Source organism: Acidovorax sp. Root402, from assembly GCF_001425125.1.
Lineage (GTDB): Bacteria > Pseudomonadota > Gammaproteobacteria > Burkholderiales > Burkholderiaceae_C > Acidovorax > Acidovorax delafieldii.
The window spans coordinates 767,533-787,957 of the sequence record NZ_LMDQ01000014.1 but is presented as its reverse complement, the minus strand read 5'-3'; the positions used below and the strand labels follow the sequence as shown (position 1 = coordinate 787,957).

Genomic DNA, 20,425 nt, shown 5'->3' with positions numbered 1-20,425 from the left:
TCCATGCCAAGACCCGTCACCCTCTTCACCGGCCAGTGGGCCGACCTGCCGCTGGCAGAACTCGCGCCCCTGGCCAAAAGCATGGGCTACGACGGCCTGGAGCTGGCCTGCTGGGGCGACCATTTCAACGTGCAGGAGGCGCTGTCGTCGCCCCAGTACGTCAAAAACAAACATGCGCTGTTGGCCCAGCACGGCCTGCAGTGTTTTGCAATCGGCAACCACCTGGTGGGCCAGGCAGTGTGTGACCTGATCGACGAGCGCCACCAGTCCATCCTGCCGCCCCATGTGTGGGGCGATGGCGAGCCCGAGGGTGTGCGCCAGCGGGCAGCGGCCGAGCTGGCAGACACGGCGCGCGCTGCCGCCAAGTTTGGCTTGAAGACGGTGACGGGCTTCACCGGCTCGTCGGTGTGGCATTCGATCTATGCCTTTCCGCCCACCACGCAGGCGTACTGGGACAAGGGCTTTGCCGATTTTGCGAAGCGCTTCGGCCCCATCCTCGATGTGTTTGAAGAGTACGACATCAACTTTGCGCTCGAAGTGCACCCCACCGAGATCGCGTTCGACATTGCCTCGGCCGAGCGCGCGATTGCAGCCGTGGGCGGCAACAAGCGCTTCGGCTTCAACTACGACCCGAGCCATCTGGCCTACCAGGGCGTGGACTACGTGAAGTTCATCCGCCAGTTTGCCGACCGCATCTACAACGCCCATATGAAGGACGTGTGGTGGGGCAAGGGCGACGGCACGGTGGGCACCTTCGGCGGGCACACCAGCTTTGGCGATGCGCGGCGCAATTGGGACTTTCGCAGCGTGGGACGCGGGATGATCGATTTCGAATCCATCATCGTGGCGCTCAACGACATCGGCTACCAGGGCCCGCTCTCGGTGGAGTGGGAAGACAGCCGCATGGACCGCGTACACGGCGCCACAGAGAGCGCGGCGTTCTGCAAGCGGCTCGACTTCAAGCCCGCCGCCGGTGCATTCGACGCCGTGTTTGCGCGCGACAAGCAGGCCTAGCCGCGCTCCGTCCATAAAACCGATAACAACAACACACAGCGAGCAAAGGCGTTTCGTATGTCCAGTCCTAGAAAGCTCCGCTACGCCATGGTGGGCGGCGGCCACGGCGCGTTTATCGGTGCGGTGCACCGCAAGGCGATGGCGCTCGACTGCCAGTTCGATCTGGTGGCGGGCGCGCTGTCATCCTCGCCCGAGCGGGCGCGCGCATCCGGCGCCGAACTGGGCCTGGCGGACGACCGCAACCACGGCAGCTGGCAGGACCTGCTGGCCGACGAACTGCGCCGCCCCGCGCATGAGCGCATCGACCTGGTGAGCATCGTCACCCCCAACCATGTGCACCACCCGGTGGCGTTGGCGTTTGTGCAGGCGGGCTTCAACGTGGTGTGCGACAAGCCGCTGGTGCACACCCGCGCGCAGGCCGACGAGCTGGTGGCCGCCGTGAAGAAGGCGGGCACCGTGTTCGGCGTGACCTACAACTACACCGGCTACCCCATGGTGCGCGAGGCGCGCCACCTGGTGCACAGCGGTGTGCTGGGCACACTGCGCAAGATCACCGTCGAATACAACCAGGGCTGGCTGGCCACCGCAGTGGAAGAGGGCGGCGCCAACAAGCAGGCCGACTGGCGGCTGGACCCGGCGCGCAGCGGCAGCGCAGGCACGCTGGGCGACATCGGATCGCACGCCGAAAACCTGGCCGCCACCGTCACCGGCCAGCACCCCGCCTGGGTGTGCGCCGACCTCACCACCTTTGGCGCCGGGCGCAGGCTGGACGACGACGCCCAGCTGCTGCTGCGCTACGACAGCGGTGCGCGCGGCTTCATCGTGGCATCGCAAGTGGCAGCGGGGCTGGAGAACGACCTGCGCCTGCAGGTCTCGGGCACGCTGGGCACCATCACCTGGCGGCAGGAAGAGCCCAACCAGCTCGTCCACTCCCCGGTGGACGGTCCGCGCCGCATCCTCACGCGTGGCTCACCGTGGCTCAGCCCGGCCGCGCTGCAGGCCGGGCGCATTCCTGCGGGCCACCCCGAGGCCTTCATCGAAGCCTTTGCCAACGTCTACCTGGGTGTTGCTGCCGACATCCGCGCGCGGCAGGCAGGCACGGCGGCCGACCCCCTGCACGCCGACTACCCACGCGTGGAAGATGGGGCGCGTGGGGTGCAATTTATCGAGCGGGTGTTGGCCTCTGCTGCCAGTGAGCAGAAGTGGACGGCATTGCGCTGAGCAACGCCGCGCGTCGCGGCGCATGGAAGCTGTAGCCCTGCGATCAAAGCGATGAAACAGCGTTGATAAGGGTCACAACTCGCATGCGCCTCTGATTTAGGCTGCACGGGCCGCAGCCCTGGACGGAGGGCGGTTGTCGCGTATCCCTCCGAAGGTTGGGTTGCCGCGATAACCGCTATCCCGACCTTCGGCGGAGTCTTCTGGGTTGGCTGAATCAAGCTTACGTTGCGGAGCGGCTTCGTACACGTGTCTGTGCTCGACCAGCCCCATGCCAAGGCTAGCGTCAAGCTCCGAATGTCCTCAATTTCCGAGCCAGGAAAACCCCTATTTTTTCGATAGCTTTGAGCTATTGAAAATGGTGACTAATTGTTTGTTTTTGTTGCTGTTGTGTCACTAATACATACGCACTATGGCTAAGCGAGGGCACTTGCGCGATGCTTGCGCACCATCTTTTGAAGTTGGTGATTAAACAAAGAGTGGCAGTAAGCCATTGATTCATATCAAAAAAATAGATGGATGGGATGCGGGTCGGACGCCACCAAGCAAGCGTTGCCAGCAGTGCCGCAGGGCAGTTGAGGGATGCAAAACGCGGGGATCCCTGACGCCAATTTTTAATTGTTTACTTTCGTTACGTTTAGTAATCTCCGCGCTCACTCTTCTTTCAACGCCTGAGGAAATCATGCGATCACTTTTCTCCGTCCTGCCTGCTCGGCGCGCACACTGTTCTCCCGGTTCCCGAGCGACGCAGGGTGGTTTTACCCTGGTGGAATTGGCTGTTGTGCTGGCCGTCATCGGCTTGATCATCGGCGCCGTGGCCATCGGCAAGGATGTGCAGCGCAATGCCGAGTACACGAAGATCAAGAACAAGTTCATTGACCAGTGGGAGCAGGCGTACAACCAGTACTACCAGCGCACCGGCGTGGTGGTGGGCGATAGCCAGACCGCGCCCCGCATCATGGTGAACGGGACTGCTTACGTGGCAGCAGCAGGTTCTCCCACTTCGGGTGGTGACATGGCTGCACTGGTCGCAGCCGGCTCCGAGCCAGTCCCCGTTTGCTCGCGCAATCCTGAAGCCGGGACCATGCGCTCAGACTCTCCTTTTACGGTCAATGTGAATGACCTTCGTGCCTACATGACGCGCGCAGGCATCCGCATGCCGCCTGGTCGTGCAGAGGGTCAGGAAGACCTGTATGTCTACACCGATACCAACGGCTCGCCGCAGGAAATCCAGGTGTGCTTTCAATGGAACCGACCCACGACACCCGAGGGCTCGGGCAATGTCATGGTCATCTCTGGCCTGACTCCCGACCTGGCACGCATGCTGGACCAGATGATTGATGGCAAGCCTGACGCGCAAGAAGGTCGCTTCCGCCTGCGGGGCATCGCCAACGGCACGCCGAATGGTCCTGGTGTGGAATGGTCTGCCAACAACTCCTTCGGCCGCGGCGCAGGCGCCACCACGGCCACCGGCGCGGGCAACACCCGTGACGAAGAGCAGGTCATCACCCTGACCGCCATCTACAAGATGAACCAGTAATCAGGGCGAGGAAAACAACATCATGAACCAAGTATTCAAGAACCTGGCCCGCCGCTCGCCATCAACGCGTCAGCAGGGTTTCACGCTGGTCGAGCTGGCGGTTGTGCTGGCAGTTATCGGTCTCATCATCGGTGCCGTGGCCATCGGCAAGGATGTGCAGCGCAACGCCGAGTACACCAAGATCAAGAACAAGTTCATTGACCAGTGGGAGCAGGCGTACAACCAGTACTACCAGCGCACGGGCGTCGTGCTGGGAGACAACCAGACTGCCCCTCAGAACATGGTCAACGGCGAGCGTTTTCTGGCAGCTGGTACACGCTCTGGCCGCGACATGACCGGTGTCACGCCACCCAACGCCATTTGCCGTGCGGCAGCAGGGCAGGGCATGACTCGAGGATTCACCGCTGGTACGGATCCTGACCTGCGTGCCCTGATGACGCGTGCCGGTATCCGCATGCCTCCCGGCCGTGCAGAAGGTCTGGAAGACCGCTATGTCTATCTGGACACCAATGGCAACCCGCAAGAAGTCCAGGTGTGCTTCCAGTGGAACGTGCCGCTCGGTAATGGCTCTGCCGCGAATGCAGTGGGTGATGGCATGGGCAACGTGATGGTCATCACCGGCCTGACGCCTGACCTGGCACGCGCGCTGGATCAAATGATCGACGGAAAACCGGATGAGCGTGAAGGCCGTTTCCGTCGCCAGGGCGTGCTGAACAACGCTGGCGGCACCAATCCCAATGCGCCGGGGCAGGAGTGGCAAGCCTCCAACCGTGACCAGATCGGCACGACCAATGATCGTGCTTTTGACGAAGACCAGATCGCCATCGTCACGGCCATCTATCGCATGAATCAGTGATGTGGCTTGAGCCGTTTCACCCTTGACCCTTTACACAACTTATTCCCCTCGTCGGAGGTTTCAATGAAAAAGATGCATTCGTTTCGTGGGCTGGGCCGCAAGGTCCAGCAAGGTTTTACTCTGGTTGAACTGGCTATCGTGCTGGCCGTCATCGGCCTGATCATCGGTGCCGTGGCCATCGCCAAGGACGTCCAGCGCAATGCTGAATACCAGAAGGCCGTCAACAAGTTCGCCTATCAGTGGAAGATGGCCTACGACCAGTACTACCAGCGAACCGGCGTGGTGGTGGGTGATTGCCAGCAGGCGCCAACCTACATGGTGGATGGCTCTGAAACCTCTATCAATGGCGGCAACGCTTGTACGCGTGCGGGTTCCATGGCTGTTCCCGGCATTCCAGCCAGCTTCACAGACCGTGGTCGCAAAATCTGCTCTGGCCAGGGCTACGCTGCAGACACGGTCGGTGCTGGCGACACTACGCTGGCAACACTGAACCTGCGCGAACTGATGACCCGTGCTGGTGTGCGTATGCCCCCTGGCCGTGGTGAAGGACACGAAGACCGCTTCCTCTACATCGACTCCAATGGCAACCCGGCTGAGCTGCAAGTTTGCTTCCAGTTCAACAACGCGGGCGTCGCAAGCGGGGCGGGAAACGTCATGGTGATTCGTGGACTGACGCCCGATCTTGCGCGTTTCATGGACCAGGTGATCGATGGCAAGCCGGATTCCCGCGAAGGCCGCTTCCGCATCCAGGGCCGCCCCCAGCAGACGGCATCCACCGAAGCCAATGCACCCGGCACCCAGTGGGAGGCCAACAACACGCAGGGCGTTGCCATCAATGTGGGCGGCAACAGCACTCAGATGAACACCAGTGATGCGCGCTCGCCCGTAGTCAATGCCGCCGGGAACGCGGGAGGCACGGCTGGAGGCCGCACCTTCGACGAAGACCAGGTCATCTTGCTGACCGCCCACTGGATCATGGAGCAGTAATTGAACGGCACCCGTACGCTCAAGCTGGCCTGTCTGGCACTGGCCACTGCCCTGCTGGGCGGTGGAGCCTGGTTGGCGCAGCGCGGTCTCAAGCAACTGGCTTGGGAGCGCCAGCAATTCGCTCAGTTGCAACAGGGGCTCGAAAGCGCCCGCAGTCTTGTGCCTGAAGTGCAGCGGCGCGAGCAACTGGTGCGTTCTATCAAAGACGTTTCCCAACAGGTGGAACGCATGGGCTTTGACCCGTCCCAATGGGGTGAACGTCGCTTACGCCGGGCCGTAGCCCCCGCGACGCGGGTCGAGGCTGCTCAGTTCCTGGGTGAACTGGGTCGTGGCGGAGCAGGGCAGATCTTCGTGGCTGATGTTTTCGAGATCGCTACTGTGTCGCCTGAAGCCAGCCTGTTCCAACCCCCGATGCCCGGCGACCAAGGGCTTTTGCTGGGTGTCACGGGCACGCTGCACTTTCAGACGGCGTCTGTCTCTCCATCGCCGAAGGTGACTCCATGAGTGCAGAACATGTGTATCGCGTCGCCAGTTCCGGCTGGCTGCACTGCCACGGGCATCAGGTCGAAGAAGTTCCTGCATGGCCGCGTCTGACTCACAGCGCGCTGGTGGTGTTGGACATGGACGACGTCTATACCGACGTCTGGCGTTTCGAGGGCAAGACCGAATACGCAGCCGCTTTGGTTGAAAAGCGTGTGCGCACGCAAGGCCTCGTCGAAGGCGCGGCCCATGTCGTGGTGCACCGGCTGGTCAAATTGCCGGGCGGCTTTCAGGTGTTCTTCTCGGCGATTTCGCTGGATCTGTGGCAGCGTTGCACGCAATGGGCCAAGGAGCAGGACGACCATTGCCTGGTGATGATGGCTGGCGGGCTCCTGTGTGACGGCGTGGCGTCTGGCAGTGCGCGCGTCGTGCTGTCCCAGCGGCGGCTGATGTGTTTTGTGCAATCCGAAGAAGGCATGGTTTTTGGCTCTACCCAGGCGCTGGGTTCTGGGCCATCTGCCATGGCCAGTGCGGCCCAGGTGCTGACCAGCAACCACAGTACCTTGTTGATGCGGCTGGGTGCGGAGGCTGTGGAGTGGTGCACGCTGTGGTCTACGCAGCCTGCGGATGTGGACACCTGCCTCGCAGCTGTACGCAGCGTAGTGGGCGGCGCGCCCGTGGTCATGCATGCGCAAGAGATGACGCTGGCTGCTGAGCGGGTACATACCGCGATGCCGACATTGGCGCGCAAGGCTGCAGGCCGCCATGCACTGAATCCTAGTCTGGAGCGGGTGGCGTGGCGTGCCGAGCGCTGGGTGGCTCCTATCACCGTGGTAACGGCGCTCGTCGGCATCGTTCTGGCCATCGTGGGCGTGCTGGTCGGGCAACTGGCGGATCAGCAGCGCAATGCGGGAATGAACCAGCGCGCTGAGCTGGAGGCGCTGCAAAGCCGAATCCAGACGGTGTCGTTGGTGGAAGCTCCGGGGAAGCTGCTGCCGGTGGCCGAGTTCTCGCGCACGCTGGACGAGGGCGCGCGCCATGATCCAGTGGCGTTCATGGCAGTGTTGAAAGCTGCCTCCAACAAGGACATTCGGATTCAGCGAGTACGTCTGGAAACGACGAGCTCTTTAGGGAGTGCACAACCCGGTAAAAAAGCCTTCCGTGTAGACGGCGTGGTCGCACCCGGTGCCTCGGCTTCTGTGACACGCTGGGTCTCGCAGATGGCAGCGGCTGGCTGGACGCTCCGGGCGGTGGATCCCACCTTCACGCTGCCAGGTTCTTTCTCGTATGAGCTGGTGGCCAATGCAGCTGCTCTAGGAAATGTGAAACCATGAAATACGCGGCTTTACTTCTCAATGGGCTTGCCATTCTTTTGCTCGGCTGGGGGCTCTATGGCGTGTTTCAGCTCACTCAAGGGCGCACTCCGTCGATGCGTCCCATGACCGTGGAGCTGGCGCCCTTGCCAGCCGCTTTGCGCACGGATCAGGAGCGCGTGACCGAGGCCTTTGGCGCCATGTCTCGCATCCAGGCGCAGACGACGACGGCAGGCACCGATCCGCAGCGTCTGATCGCGCTGCCAGTGCCTGGCAGTGATGTGGTGGGCAGTGTGCAAATGCCGCGCCGCTCCCTGTCGTTGCATTTGGACGATCTGGCCTCTGAGCGGCAGTCTGTGGTGATTGACGGCCAATTGGCACGCCAGGGTGCAAGGCTGGAGGGCGGTGGGCGTGTTGTGCAGGTGCGCCCCAGCGAGGCAGTGGTTACCGAGCGGCTGGGTCGTCAGACTTTGACGCTGCCTCAGGGGGAACTGCGGGTGGGAACGCTGCGCTGGCCCGACGGATCGCTGGCAAGCATTAATACCCAGGAGTTCCGCTCGGGTCTGCCGGGCGGACAACCTGGCCCTATCAAGAGCTTGCCATGACCACGAAGGTCCGCTGGCAGCAGACAGACAACGTGACTCGCGGTTCGACGTGTGCATCGCGTTGTGGGCTCCCGTTGGCTTCTCCTCATGACCATTTCAAGAAATCACGCTAGTAGCGCCAAGGACAGCGACATGAACAATCCTCCATTTTTCAAGCCATTGGCGCTGGTATGTGCCGCCCTGGTGCTGGCTGGTTGCGCCAGCCCTTCGCCCCGCAGCGCTTCCAGCCTCCCGCCGCCAGATACCACTGCAGCAGACCAGATGCGCGAGCACGCTGCGCAAGAGGCCCAGCGTTTGCTGGTACATCAGCAGATGTTGCTGGCCGAAATCAACAAGACGGCAGCGGCACCGGTCATCGCTCCGGTGGCCCCGGTGTTTGATCCGCTGGAAGGCAAGCTGATCAATGTGGCCATGTCCCGAGCCAGCATCAGCCAGATCTTGAGTGCGTTTGCCGACGCAGGAAACCTGAACTTGATCGTTGATCCCAATGTGCTGAAGGGCGGGCAGCTTGCCGACATGCACTTGCGCCAGGTGACACTGCGTGAAGGCTTCAACGAAGTGCTGCGCACCTATGACGTGGCTGGCGAGTTCCGTGGCAATACGCTGCGCGTGAACCTTACCGAGGAGAAGTTCTTTTCATTGAACTTTCTCAACACCAAGACCAGCATCCAGATGGGCTCTGGCGGTAACGTTTTCGGCAGCTCCAATTCGGGCGGCGGGGGCGGAAGCGGGAGTGGAAGCAGCGGGGGCGGCGGATCGGGTGCCCAACAGGGCAGCCTGACCATGTCGGGCTCTGGCGGCGGAAGTACGGATCCGTACCTGGAAATCGAAACCGCCCTCAAGTCGGTATTGGGTGACTCGCACCAAGACCGCCTGGCCCAGCAGCAGCAAATGCAGCAGCAGAACCTGAGCATGACGACCCCGGGCTCGTCCTCGTCGCCTTGGATTGGGAGTGGGGCCAACCCAACACGTCCCGCCCAGTTGCCGCAGGCGCCCTTGGCCACGATGAATGAAGACAGCGGCTTCACATTGAACAAGATGACTGGCACGCTGTACGTAAAAGCCCGTCCCTCCAAGATGCGCGCCGTCGAGAAGATGTTGGCCCAGGTGCACAAGGTGCTGGGCAAGCAGGTGTATGTCGAGGCGCAGCTGATCGATGTACAGCTGTCTGACAACTTCGAGTTCGGTGTGGACTGGACGTCCTTGCGCAGCCGTCTGGCGGCAGGCTTTGGTTCGTCGCCCATGCAGCTGGGTGGCAGCTCGGGTACGTTGCCGAATGCCGGCACGGGCTACCCTTCGCGGGCCATTTCCATCCCCGCAGCGCTGATCGGTAGCGTGGCTGGGCCTGCACTGGGCATGTCTTACCAAGGCAGCAACTATGGCATTGTGATCAACGCACTGCGCTCCTACGGAAATCTGAAGGTACTGTCCAATCCCAACGTGCAAGTGCGCAACGGCACGCCTGCATTGCTGTCCGTTGGCACTAGCTCGCGCTACGTGTCGCAGTCCGCATCCACGCAAACCGTTCCTGGTGGCGGTGCGTCCACTACATCTTCCAGCGTACAGACTGACACCGTGTTCTCCGGTGTCATGGTGGGGGTGCTGCCCATGGTCCGTGACGATGGCCGCATCGAGCTGTTGCTGAATCCCATGCAGAGCGATGTCGACCCTGCCAGCCTGCAACTGGTGGCTGTGGGGGGAGACAACCTCGTCTCCCTTCCCAAGGTGAGCTACAAGGGGCTGACCACGACCTTGAACGTGGGCGATGGCGACGTGGTGGTGGTCGGGGGGTTGATCGACCAGCGCAGCTCCAATAACGACCGTGGAGCACCTGGGGTGTCTGACGTGCCTTTGCTGGGCAAGCTGTTCGGCAATGAGAACAAAGTGCACGGAAGTCGTGAGCTGGTGATCGTCTTGCGGGTGCGTGTGCTATGAGCCTCATCCACGACGCGCTGAAATCCATGGATGCGCCTCAAGATTCCAAGCCTGCCATGGCAAGGGCTTCCAAGGCGGCGGTGCGTGGCCGTCCAGCATGGCTGGATGCCATGGTGGCTTTCGCCGTCGTATTGGGGGCGGGGATTCTGGGGTGGTTTGTCTGGCAGACCCAGATGAAGCCCAAGGCATTGCCGCCGCCGATGGCTGCTGCGCCAAGTCCGGCCCCCGCTGCAGCGCCAGCCCCGGTGGCGGTCGCTTCGCCCGTCGCTGAAACGGCTGCGCCTGCTGCGGCGTTGCCAACGCCAGTGACGGTATCCGCTGCTGACCCTGCTGCGGCCGCCAACTCTGCCATGGCTGCTGCTCCTGCACCGGTAGTTCCTGCGCCTGTTGCCGTGCCAGCTCCAGCAGTCGCTGTGGCGGCTCCCGCAGCTGCGCCAGTGCAGTCAGCGACTCCCGCTCCGGCTGTTGCCATGGAGCCCGCTGCGCCCAAGATGGTCGTGGCAACCAGCCCACGCAGTGATGTTGCTACGCCCGCACCGGCTGCGGTGACCCGCAGCAGTGCGATGCGACAGGCGCATGGTGCAAACCGCTCCAATACGGCGACTGCGCCCGCAGTGGCGACGGCCCCGGCCGTGGATGACACTCCGGTGGAGCTGCGCTTTGCCCGTTTCGTCGCCGCCATGAAAGAGTCACGTACGGCCGATGCTGAACGTGAATTGGCTGCGTTGAAGGAGCGTCTGCCGGCAGGGTCTTTGGGACTGTTGCGCGCGCAAGCCTGGTTTGACCTGCGCGCCGGCCGCGATGCTGCTGCTGCAGACGGCTATCGCGCCATCCTTGAGCGGCTGCCTGGCGATGAAGAGGCCGCCATCAACCTGGCCAGCATTCAGTCGCGCCAGCAAAAGACTGAAGAAGCCCGCGCAACCCTTGATGCCGCATCGCGACTGCAACCAGATTCGGCTGCGTTGCGGGCCGCATTGGCCCAGTTCACCCCTGCTGCACGCCAATGACGGCCAATTCCATCTATGCCACGCTGGGGTTGTCACGCAACCCGTTTCCGCCGACGCCGGATGCGGGTTCGTACTTCTTCACGCCTCGGCTGGAGGAGGATTTCGCGGAGATCGTGCACTGCATCGAGGCGCGCAAGGGCTTTGTTCTTCTGACAGGAGAAGTGGGGCTGGGCAAGAGCACTCTGGTGCGGCGCCTGCTGGACACCCTCAGTGGCAAGAACTGCCACTCCGCGCTGATCCTGAACACCTTTTTGCAAGACAGTGCTCTGTTGTCTGCCATACAGTCTGACTTCGGTTTGCCGCCTTCGGACTCCGTAGAGCAGGGGCTGGCGCGACTGACCGAGTTCCTGATCGCGGGGCACCAGGCAGGCGAGATCAGCTTGCTGGTGATCGATGATGCGCAGAACCTCAGTGTGGAATCGCTCGAGCTGGTGCGCTTGTTGTGCAATCTGGAAACCGGCCAGGAAAAGCTGTTGCAGATCCTGCTGGTCGGACAGCCCGAGCTTGAGGAAACCCTGGCGACGCCGGAGTTGCGTCAGCTCAAGAGTCGCATCATCAAACACGCTCGGCTGTCGGGTCTGCAAAAGGATGAAGTCACCCGTTACTTCGACTTTCGCGTGAACGCTGCGGGCGCAGAGGGGCGCCTCTCCATCGAACCTGCAGCTGCGGACGTTTTGCACCGGGCCACGCAGGGAAACCTGCGACGCATTCACTTGGTGCTGGACCGTTGTCTGTACGGTTTGGCGAGTACCAGGGCATCTGTGGTGACCGAGCCCCTTGTTCAGCGTGCGGTGGCCGATCTGCCTGCATTGGGGGATGAAGCCGCAGTGATCGCCAAGGTGACTGGTGGCCATCGCGGTCGCAAGGCCTGGGTGCTCGCTGGCCTGCTGGCGGGCACGACAGCAACAGTCGCGTTGGCCAGCTGGGGGTTGGCTACCCAACCCAGCGAGCATGTATCACCAGCAGCCCCCGTGGTGGCAGCTCCCGCCCCCGAGGTAGTTCGGCCAACGGTGTCGGGCGAGGCCTCAGCATTACCGCCCAATGGCAGCTCTGCGACCGCCTTCGTGGCGACTGCACCGACACCCAAGGCGCAGCCTGCGGCTGCGGTACCTGCTCGCCAAGCCTGTGAAAACCAGCTCAAGGCGGCAGCTGCTGCTGACGAGGTGGTGCATGTTTACCGCCTGCCCGATGGCATGGCCGACAGCCTGAAACCGTCGACTCGCCTGTGCCGCTTCAATGTGGACAAGGAGTCCTGGGTCGCATGGCTGAGTCGCAACAACACGCGCAATATCGAGGCCGCCGAGCAGGTCACGCGCAAGGTGCAGGGCAAGCTCAAGGGCATGGGCCTTCTGGACAAGCGTGAGCCTGACGACGGTTTTTTTGGTTCGAAGACTGGAGAGGCGTTCGCCCGCTTTCAACTGCAGCAGGGTCTGCCGCCGACTGGCAAGCCCGACGAACTGACCTTCTTACTTCTGGAGCATCAGGATGCATCCCCCCGCTGAATCATTGCTAGAGGCCTCGGGCCAGTTGCAGCCCGCAGGCCCTACGGTCGAGGATCGCCTGGCGGTGCTGCGTGACAAGAGTCCTTCCCTGGGCGCTGCATTGGTCAATGCCGGCCTTGTGTCTGCAGTCGCCATCGACTATGTGTTGCAAAAACAGAAGATCGAGAAGGTGCCTATGGGCAACCTTCTGGTGGAGCTGGGTTTCGCAAGTGCCAACGAGGTCGCACGCCAGCTTGCTGGCCAGCGCGGACTGCGCTTTGTCAACGCCGATGAAATGCCGGAGCCCGATACGGCCGTAGCCGGCATCTTTAACCGATCGTTGTGCCTGACTTATGGCTTCCTGCCTGTGCGGGAAAACGACGAGGGCCTGATCGAGGTAGTGCTTGGCGACGCACAGCCTGATACGGTGACCGAACTTGTGCAGCGCAAGCTGGGCAAGGGATGCCATTTTTTCCAAGGTGAATTCGATAGTGTTGCCCAGGCCATCCAGCAGCACTATTACTTCGCAGAGCACCCGCCGGCACGCCTGATAGAGAGCGAGGTCCGCAAGCTTGAAGCCGACGTAGATCGTGCTTACAGCCCCGCCCGTTTGCTGGAACACATGCTCCACCTGGCGGTGCGCGAACGGGCGACGGATATCCATCTGGCGCCCACGGCGCGTAGCCGTTCGGTGCTGCTGCGCGTAGACGGCGTTTTGCGTCCGGTGTTCGCGCTCTCGCCGGCCCTGGACCGCCTGGTGGTCTACGTCAAGCTGCAGGCCGACATGGATGCCAGCGAACAGCGCCTGCCCCAGGACGGTAGCTTTACGGCACAGGTGATGGAGCACAACTTCACCATCCGTGTCTCCACCTTGATCTCCGAATTTGGCGAGCGTATGGTGCTGCGCTTGCTGCCCGAGCGCAGCAACCTGGACAAGCTGGCAGACCTCGGTTTTCTGGAGGAGGATGTCGCCGTCATGGCCAAGGCGTTCTCGCGTCCGCACGGCCTCATCCTGATCACGGGCCCTACCGGCTCAGGCAAGAGCACGACGCTGCATGCCGCGCTGCGCATGCAGCCCTTGATTGAGCGCAATGTGCTGACCGTGGAGGACCCGGTGGAGTACCGCGTCCCGGTCGCCTGCCAGACCGAAGTGAACCGCCGTGCGGGCTATGAGTTCGCCAATGCCATGCGGCACTTTCTTCGGCATGACCCCGACATCATCCTGGTGGGCGAAATCCGGGACTCTGAGACTGCTCGTGCTGCGTTGGACGCTTCCTCTACAGGTCACCTGGTGTTGTCTACCTTGCACGTGGGCAGCATTTTTGGGGTGATGCCTCGCCTCAAGCTGCTGGGCGTGGACACGGAAACGATTGCCGAAAACCTGGTGGCAGTGATCAACCAGCGCCTTGTGCGCCGCATTTGTCCACACTGCGCCAAGCCACGTCTTGCGACTGACGATGAGCGCCGCTGGCTGGGGCAGGGCGCTGCGGGCGAAATGCTGCAGGTGTTCCATGGTGCCGGCTGCCATCACTGCCGCGACACAGGGTATCTGGGCCGCCTGCCGGTGTACGAAATGCTGGTGGTCAACCGTGACCTGGCGGACGCCATCGCCTCTGATGCCACGCGGGCCGAAATGCGGCAGCGCGCGCTGGCAGCAGGCATGCGACCCATCTTGACGTTGGCGCGGCACCGCGTGTTGGCAGGTGAGACCACGATGGAGGAAATCCTCCGCACCGTGGGCGAGGACTGAGCCGCTTTGGCGGAAGCATTGCATGGCCAATCTCAACACTTATTACTACCGCGTACTGCTGCCCCATGGCGGGGTGCGCTCGGGTCTGTTGCGCCTGGCAGTCAAGCGCGACTTATCGGCTCGCATGCGGCTGGAGGCCGACACTGACGGCACGGTGATCAGCCTGTGGCGTTTTCCGGCCTGGCTTGCAGTGGTGGCCGATGCGCTGTTGCATCTGTTCCGAAAGCAAGTGCGCGGCGAAGACCTTGCGGGCTTCCTTCGCGACCTGGGCCTCATGATGCGCGCAGGCGTTCCCGCCCTCGATGCGCTGACCACCCTGGTGGAAGAAAGCCACAGTGTTGGCAACCCTGCCATGGCGTCCGTTGCACGCAACATGCTGGACGACTTGAACGCGGGTGTGGGCATGACCGAAGCTTTCAACCGGCACCCCAATGTGTTCCCTGAGACGGTGCGTAACCTCATCTCCATCGGGGACCAGACAGGTACTCTGGACCGCATGCTGGGCGAAGCCGCGGAGCACGTGGAGCGCATGATCAATATCCGGCGCGATATCAAGACTGCTCTGATCTACCCGGCGTTTGTGTTCGCCTCCATCATTGGCGTCGCCATCTTCTGGATCTACTACGTCGTGCCCAACATGGCGCGCCTGTTCAAGCAGCTGCAGGCGAAACTGCCACCCATCACTGAAGGGCTGGTGGCCTTTGCGAACTTGCTGTCCACCCATCTGCCCTGGGTGCTGCTGGTCACGGTCATCGTGGTGTCGATCGGCGTCATTGCCTTCAGACGGTCCGAGCGATTCCAGCTTGCAACCTATACCTTCATGCACCGTTTGCCTATTGCTCGTACGTTGCTGGTGTCTTCCGGCATGGCACATATCACCGAGCATCTCTCGATCCTCGTACGTGCGGGGGTAGACATGGTGTCCAGCCTGCGCGTTCTGGGGCGGGCCACCAAGAACCGCTACTACCGCACCCGTCTCATCCATGTGGCTGAATCGGTTTCGCGCGGCGAGTCCGTGTCCTCATCGATGCGGCGCGTAGGCGGTTTTCCCGCCATGGCAGTGCGCATGATTTCAGTGGGGGAAGAGTCCGGTAGCCTGGATCAGCAGCTCTCTCACCTTGCAGCGGACTATCGCAAGCGCCTCGAGGTGTTGGTCAAGTCGCTCGCGGAAATCCTCAAGCCTCTGATCATCCTGGTTGCAGGGGGCTTGTTTCTTTTTCTGATCGTTGCGCTGTTGTTGCCTGTTTACGACCTGGTGCGGCAGTCGGTCACTCAAAGTATGGGAGGCGGCTGATGTCACGTTCTTTGTTGTCACTTCGCGCAGACATTCCAACCCCTGTTTCTGGCATAGGTTTGTTTGAGAGTTTTCATGCTGGTGAGGCCTGCCCGTTCTGCTGGGCAGGAGACTGAATGCGTAAGCCCGTTTTGGTAGGTGCGAGTCTAGGACTGCTGCTGTTGGTCGCGATCGCCGTCGGTGTATGGATAACTGATAAGCATCCCGAGCCAGTTGTCGGTGGAATACCACCTCGCACGACGAGCCCCCGGATCGTGCCGTCAGCCCCAGCGGCTTCCATGGCTCCGGGCACAGCACAGAGCATTCCACAGGCAGACATGGCAAGGCAGGACCGCCGCCGCCGCCTGGCGGAAGTGCGCGCAGAATTCAGGGTGCTGAGTGCTCAAGGGGCGCAGGCATCGCCACAGAAAATGCGGGCGTTGGTGGATGAATTGGAGGCCTTGTCCGGCCCCAGCTTCGATCCGCGTTATTTCCAGTCGCTGCGGACGATGCTGGACCAGAACGCAAAACTGCAGCAACTCAACGCGGAACTGCAAATCCTCACCAAAAGCAAGGCCCCCAAGGATGCAGCGCGACAGGAAGCCATCCTCGCCGAAATGCGTGCAATAGGCGAGCGCGTGGCTGCGGAAGCAAAGGCCATGCAGGCCTTCATGCCCAAGCCCACGCCTGAGGTAAAAGCTCCATGAGTTCCAGTGGTTCTTACTCTGGCGCATTGCACAAGCGTGCCACGCAGAGGGGATTTTCCCTGGTCGAAGGGGCGATCGCGCTCGTGGTAGCGGGGCTAATGACTTGGGCGGCTTTCAGTGGGTACGTGACGGTATCCGAACAACAGGAAATCGAACGTGGCCGAGTCGAGGCAGAGCAATTGCAGTCGATTCTGCGGGCATTTGCACTGCGCAATGGGCGGCTTCCATGTCCTGCGAGCACGCCTGACGGATATGAGGCGCTGAGCAGTGGAGTGTGTGCATCAGGGGTCCAGCTGGGTTGGTTCCCTTATGTGAGCGTCGGTCTGGAATTGCCCACGGATCGACTGCGTGCCCGCTATTCGGTTTTCCGAGAAGCGAACCTCGCCGTGCCTGCGCAAGACGCAGATCTGGCTGTGGAGTTGGAGCGAACGGGTGATTCGCTGGGTGCGCCTACGCATCGGGACATCACCGACTTGATCGTTGCTTTGAACAATGCGTCTACTAAGCCAGTGTCGTCAGCGCGCACGTATCTCACAGGTGACGGCGGTGCGGCGGGAGCCATTGATTGCGCTGCCAATCGTGTAATGGTTGCAGCGTACTGGGTGGTGGTGCCACTTCAAGACAAAGACGGCGACGGGAACCGCCTGGATGCCCCTCACACTCTCACCAGTTTGTGCGCAGCGAGCCCTTCAGCGCCGCTGCGGTTTGCGTCGGATGACGTGGTGATCGCGGAGTCACCTGCGCAGTTGGCAGGGTGGTTGCGCAAGAGCCTGCCTTGACGGCAATCCCCTCCTTCACTTTCATGCTGCCGATGTCTACGACCTGTCTCTCCTTGCCGCTCCGAAGCGCTGCACGCCGCGCAGGCGGATTTGGCCTGCTGCAAGTGATGCTGCTCATCGCAGTAATGTCTGGTCTTGCCACGATGGGCTACCTTCAATGGCGCGAACGTTCCGCGTTGGATTCGTCCCGCCAGGAACGTCAGGCCCTGGCGCAGGCTGATCAGGCGTTGATTGCCTATGCCACTGTAGCCCGCAGCTTGCCGTGTCCAGACGTTGATCGAGACGGTTTGCAGGATTGCGGTGCACCGGCTACCCAAAAGGGATGGCTGCCAACGGCGACCCTTCGCATGGCAGGCGTTGACCCCGGAGTGGACGTGGGGCAGTTGCGCTACCTCGTTCAGCGCCAAGGTGGTGCCAACGACCTCACGATGCTGACGGATACGTGGACTCCTCTCGAGTACAGCGACGGAGCCGACGGCTTTTTCGCCATGCGCGGAGCTCCTTACCCAGCGGACATCCTCACGTTGACCGACCTGTGCCAAAGGCTTGACACCGGCCGCAGGGCGACGATGTTACCCACCATGGCTCAAGTCAATGCACCGACCCCGCGCGCCATCGCCTATGCGCTGGCCCATCCGGGAAACAACGATGCGGATGGTGACGGTGATCTATTTGACGGCGCCAATTCCAATGCCGCAGCCAATGTCAACCGCATGGAAGACCCGAACCGGCGTTCGCTCCTGGCGGGGTACAACGACATCGTGCTGGAGCGGTCTTACGACAGCCTGCTGTCGGCTTTTCATTGCCGCCCTTTGATCGATTCCATCAACACAGTAGCTCTGGCCCATGATGTGGCCGGAGACGTAGCTGAGATGCGTGCCGACAACATCTCGTCTGCCCGTCGTTCGGTTGCCTTCAGCACTTTGGCGGCCATCATGACGTCTCTGGAGATTGCCCTGGCCGTGGCAGAGGGGGCTTCTGATGCTGGCAACGCCGCCGCAGAGTGGGCCATCTGTGCGGCGTCGCTGGGGTTGGCGGTCAATGCCTGTGCGGCCGCACCCCAGCACACTGTAGCGATTGGGCTGGCGGGGGGCGTCATCATCGCCAACGGTCTTGCCGTGGTTGCCAATGCAGTGGCGGCTGGCATTGCCGGTACAGCTTTGACGCTGGCCGATAGTAGTGCCACGGCTAACGATATATGCCCTCCCATGGATCCGGCGGTGAACAACCTCATGCTGTCCATCGCGCAGCAGGAGGTGACGGATGCCAATGCCGAACTGGCCGCCGCGACTACGGCTGTCAACAACAAGACGGCAGAACTCAATACCGCCATCGCGCAGCGAACTGCCGCCGTCACCAGTCTGACCAGCCTGATTCGAAATGGCCAAGCCAGTTCGCAGATCGACGGATTGCTCAACACCTTGTTGGCTGCTGCCGGTACCTGGGGCAGTACATCGTACGCCAGCGCTGCCGCCGATTCCAAGGTCACGCAGGCTACGCAGCTGCGTGATCGCTGGGCGGCCGAGGTCGCCAAGTACAACGCAATGCTGGCAGACATACCGGGCACTCTCGCCCGATTGAATAGCGAGATTGCTGCACTGGACTTGCTCATTGCCACCAATCCGCCCAACAAGACAGACCTTCAGAATGAGCGTGACGGCAAGGATGCGGAGCGCAAATTGGCTGGTGATGTAGCCGGCCTGACGGCCGTGCGAGACAAAGCTGTGGCTGAACTGGCCAGCGCACAGACGGCACTGGACAACGCCGTTGCTGCGCAAACGGCTGCCAGCGCTGCCTATTCCACGGCGCAGACGAGCTACCAAAGTGCCATTTCAAACTTTGTCAACGGCACGGCCCGCTACAACATCTACAACAGCAGCGGGGCCGTGGTTGCCCATGGATGCACGACCGCCTGTCAGGCTGGCGACGTCAATATCAACAGCGTGGGCCAACTGGGCTCCGCGCTGGTCGACCTTTTTGGACTGGGCGCGATGACCAGCCCGAGCACCGACGCCAAGTACCTTAAACCCGTCAAGCTGCAAAAAGAGCTGGATGCTTTGAATCAACGTCTGGCGGCAGCGCAAGATCGCAAGGCCACGGCCGATGCGCGGTTGCTGGAGGCGCAAAACCGTGTCAATAACCCGCCGCCCTGCAACGCCACGGGCTCGGCCGTAGTGCCCATGACACCCGAGCAAGCCGAGTCCATCTTGGCGGATGTAGATCGCAAGGGAGGGACGCGATGATGTTCATGAGAGCGGACGCGCAATTACCTTCGCGCCTGCGCCAGACAGGGTTGTCACTGGTGGAGCTGGGCGTTGCGATGGCAATCGTCGGGGTGATTGGCATCATCACGTGGCGATGGGTGGCCGACACGCGTGCTCCTATGGATCGCACTGCCATCATGGGGCAGCTGTCTGAAGCCCAAGCAGCGGTGGAAGGCTTTGTGCTCGCCAATCATCGGTTGCCCTGCGCCGCATCCGGCAGCAATGGCACAGAAGACTGTGGCAACACCAGCGCTGCTGCGGTCTTGCTGCCGTGGCGCACTCTGGGGTTACCCAGTCGCATGGGCCAGTTGCACTATGGCGTCAATCGCGGTGCTTCGCTGGATCTCGCCAGTGCGCCGACGGCCTCCGCTTTCCCTGATCTCAACATCAATTACACCCCCGCTATTCCGGTGCTGGCTTTGTCAACCGATGCGGGCGTCAACGCTGCTGCAGCCGCGTTGACGGGCGCCATCACGGCAGCAAATGGCAGGCGCGCCGTTATCAATGGCCTTGATTGGTGCCGTGTGGTGCGCCGTCTTGCGGCCAATCCCACGGCGGCGGGTGTCCTCACTGCGGGCAATCTCACCGCAAGTATTCCGGTCGCGTTTGTGATCGCGCACCCGGGGGTGAATGGCGTGTTTGAGGGCAGCAATGTGCCGGGAGGTGCAGCGGGGTTCAGATTCGATATGCCCGGACGCGCGCAGGACAGCAATTTCGATGATCTGTCCGTGGCTGTTGGCGCGGGCGACCTTGCGTCCCGCATTGGGTGCGTGCCGCGTCTGGGTGCTATGCAGGCTGCCGCGCAGGGGGCCTACACCGCTTATGACAACGTGCGAGTGGTGCAGGAATACTGGTCTTTGCGGGTCTTCGACATTGAGCAGGCGCAGTCAGCCCTGGAGGCCGCAGAAACGGGCGTCATCATGGCGGCCATGAACGCTGCTCTGGCCGCCGGCAGCGCGGCACTGGCCGTCGCTTCAGCCGCCAACACCGAGGGGATCACGATTTTTGGTCTAGTTCTGTCTGCGGCCAATGTGGTCACCGCAGCTGTAGAGGTGGGTTTTGCGGCGGACGATCTCATTGAAGCCCAGAAGGCACTGCAAGACTCTAAAGACAAGGAACTCGCGTCGCGGGCGTATGTGATCGAGGTGTTTGAAACTTTTACCCAAGCGCTGACGGCGGCGAACCGGCTGGATGAGAAAGGGCTTAACCCATGAGA

At 61.9% G+C, this 20,425-nt stretch carries 17 protein-coding genes; all 17 read left to right on the top strand.

Annotation, left to right across the window (positions count from 1 at the left end; all coding sequences use genetic code 11):
- Positions 1-3 precede the first annotated feature (3 nt).
- The 17 genes from ASC83_RS14755 to ASC83_RS14680 all read left to right on the top strand — a co-directional run bounded on the left by ASC83_RS14755 (position 4) and on the right by ASC83_RS14680 (position 20,423).
- Entirely contained in the window at positions 4-1,014 is a 1,011-nt protein-coding gene (locus tag ASC83_RS14755; protein WP_056063950.1) for a sugar phosphate isomerase/epimerase, read from the top strand.
- A gap of 57 nt (positions 1,015-1,071) precedes the next feature.
- Positions 1,072-2,235 (top strand): Gfo/Idh/MocA family protein, encoded by a 1,164-nt coding sequence (locus ASC83_RS14750; protein ID WP_056063947.1) that lies wholly within the window; start codon positions 1,072-1,074, stop codon positions 2,233-2,235.
- Positions 2,236-2,914: 679 nt separating this feature from the next.
- A complete protein-coding gene (locus tag ASC83_RS14745; RefSeq protein WP_056063945.1) occupies positions 2,915-3,772 on the top strand; it encodes a type II secretion system protein in 858 nt (285 codons plus the stop codon).
- A gap of 22 nt (positions 3,773-3,794) precedes the next feature.
- On the top strand, positions 3,795-4,628 hold the full coding sequence (locus ASC83_RS14740; protein ID WP_056063942.1) for a type II secretion system protein: 834 nt from the start codon (positions 3,795-3,797) through the stop codon (positions 4,626-4,628).
- 6 nt (positions 4,629-4,634) lie between these two features.
- Positions 4,635-5,615, top strand: coding sequence for a type II secretion system protein (locus ASC83_RS14735; RefSeq protein WP_369816978.1), 981 nt, complete (start codon positions 4,635-4,637; stop codon positions 5,613-5,615).
- The gene (locus ASC83_RS14730) at positions 5,616-6,119 is read left to right on the top strand and encodes a hypothetical protein (RefSeq protein WP_056063937.1); all 504 of its coding nucleotides are present in this window, start codon (positions 5,616-5,618) and stop codon (positions 6,117-6,119) included.
- Positions 6,116-7,429, top strand: a complete 1,314-nt coding sequence (locus ASC83_RS14725; RefSeq protein ID WP_056063934.1) for a hypothetical protein — start codon at positions 6,116-6,118, stop codon at positions 7,427-7,429. Before ASC83_RS14730 ends, ASC83_RS14725 begins: the two co-directional genes overlap by 4 nt.
- A complete protein-coding gene (locus tag ASC83_RS14720) occupies positions 7,426-8,013 on the top strand; it encodes a hypothetical protein (protein ID WP_056063931.1) in 588 nt (195 codons plus the stop codon). Before ASC83_RS14725 ends, ASC83_RS14720 begins: the two co-directional genes overlap by 4 nt.
- Before the next feature lie 132 nt (positions 8,014-8,145).
- Complete coding sequence (gene mshL / locus ASC83_RS14715) at positions 8,146-9,948, top strand: pilus (MSHA type) biogenesis protein MshL (protein WP_056063928.1); 1,803 nt, start codon at positions 8,146-8,148, stop codon at positions 9,946-9,948.
- Positions 9,949-10,004: 56 nt separating this feature from the next.
- Positions 10,005-10,955: a tetratricopeptide repeat protein gene (locus ASC83_RS23615; protein WP_162245495.1), complete on the top strand. Its 951-nt coding sequence runs from the start codon at positions 10,005-10,007 to the stop codon at positions 10,953-10,955.
- On the top strand, positions 10,952-12,457 hold the full coding sequence (locus ASC83_RS14705) for an ExeA family protein (RefSeq protein WP_056063921.1): 1,506 nt from the start codon (positions 10,952-10,954) through the stop codon (positions 12,455-12,457). Before ASC83_RS23615 ends, ASC83_RS14705 begins: the two co-directional genes overlap by 4 nt.
- Positions 12,441-14,186, top strand: coding sequence for a GspE/PulE family protein (locus ASC83_RS14700; protein WP_082522464.1), 1,746 nt, complete (start codon positions 12,441-12,443; stop codon positions 14,184-14,186). The genes ASC83_RS14705 and ASC83_RS14700 overlap by 17 nt, the downstream gene beginning before the upstream one ends.
- 22 nt (positions 14,187-14,208) lie before the next feature.
- Entirely contained in the window at positions 14,209-15,480 is a 1,272-nt protein-coding gene (locus ASC83_RS14695) for a type II secretion system F family protein (RefSeq protein ID WP_056063918.1), read from the top strand.
- 116 nt (positions 15,481-15,596) lie between these two features.
- On the top strand, positions 15,597-16,166 hold the full coding sequence (locus ASC83_RS14690; protein WP_056063915.1) for a hypothetical protein: 570 nt from the start codon (positions 15,597-15,599) through the stop codon (positions 16,164-16,166).
- Positions 16,163-16,945 (top strand): type II secretion system protein, encoded by a 783-nt coding sequence (locus ASC83_RS23610; RefSeq protein ID WP_082522463.1) that lies wholly within the window; start codon positions 16,163-16,165, stop codon positions 16,943-16,945. Before ASC83_RS14690 ends, ASC83_RS23610 begins: the two co-directional genes overlap by 4 nt.
- Positions 16,942-19,188, top strand: coding sequence for a hypothetical protein (locus tag ASC83_RS14685; RefSeq protein WP_235509383.1), 2,247 nt, complete (start codon positions 16,942-16,944; stop codon positions 19,186-19,188). The genes ASC83_RS23610 and ASC83_RS14685 overlap by 4 nt, the downstream gene beginning before the upstream one ends.
- On the top strand, positions 19,188-20,423 hold the full coding sequence (locus ASC83_RS14680; protein WP_235509382.1) for a type II secretion system protein: 1,236 nt from the start codon (positions 19,188-19,190) through the stop codon (positions 20,421-20,423). Before ASC83_RS14685 ends, ASC83_RS14680 begins: the two co-directional genes overlap by 1 nt.
- The last annotated feature ends 2 nt before the right edge of the window (positions 20,424-20,425 follow it).

Excerpts from the sequence above, each read along its gene's own strand:
- ASC83_RS14755 (WP_056063950.1), top strand. The coding sequence starts at position 4 with ATGCCAAGACCCGTCACCCTCTTCACCGGCCAGTGGGCCGACCTGCCG.
- ASC83_RS14750 (WP_056063947.1), top strand. The coding sequence starts at position 1,072 with ATGTCCAGTCCTAGAAAGCTCCGCTACGCCATGGTGGGCGGCGGCCAC.
- ASC83_RS14745 (WP_056063945.1), top strand. The coding sequence starts at position 2,915 with ATGCGATCACTTTTCTCCGTCCTGCCTGCTCGGCGCGCACACTGTTCT.
- ASC83_RS14740 (WP_056063942.1), top strand. The coding sequence starts at position 3,795 with ATGAACCAAGTATTCAAGAACCTGGCCCGCCGCTCGCCATCAACGCGT.
- ASC83_RS14725 (WP_056063934.1), top strand. The coding sequence starts at position 6,116 with ATGAGTGCAGAACATGTGTATCGCGTCGCCAGTTCCGGCTGGCTGCAC.
- ASC83_RS14720 (WP_056063931.1), top strand. The coding sequence starts at position 7,426 with ATGAAATACGCGGCTTTACTTCTCAATGGGCTTGCCATTCTTTTGCTC.
- mshL (WP_056063928.1), top strand. The coding sequence starts at position 8,146 with ATGAACAATCCTCCATTTTTCAAGCCATTGGCGCTGGTATGTGCCGCC.
- ASC83_RS23615 (WP_162245495.1), top strand. The coding sequence starts at position 10,005 with ATGGCAAGGGCTTCCAAGGCGGCGGTGCGTGGCCGTCCAGCATGGCTG.
- ASC83_RS14705 (WP_056063921.1), top strand. The coding sequence starts at position 10,952 with ATGACGGCCAATTCCATCTATGCCACGCTGGGGTTGTCACGCAACCCG.
- ASC83_RS14700 (WP_082522464.1), top strand. The coding sequence starts at position 12,441 with ATGCATCCCCCCGCTGAATCATTGCTAGAGGCCTCGGGCCAGTTGCAG.
- ASC83_RS14695 (WP_056063918.1), top strand. The coding sequence starts at position 14,209 with ATGGCCAATCTCAACACTTATTACTACCGCGTACTGCTGCCCCATGGC.
- ASC83_RS14690 (WP_056063915.1), top strand. The coding sequence starts at position 15,597 with ATGCGTAAGCCCGTTTTGGTAGGTGCGAGTCTAGGACTGCTGCTGTTG.
- ASC83_RS23610 (WP_082522463.1), top strand. The coding sequence starts at position 16,163 with ATGAGTTCCAGTGGTTCTTACTCTGGCGCATTGCACAAGCGTGCCACG.
- ASC83_RS14680 (WP_235509382.1), top strand. The coding sequence starts at position 19,188 with ATGTTCATGAGAGCGGACGCGCAATTACCTTCGCGCCTGCGCCAGACA.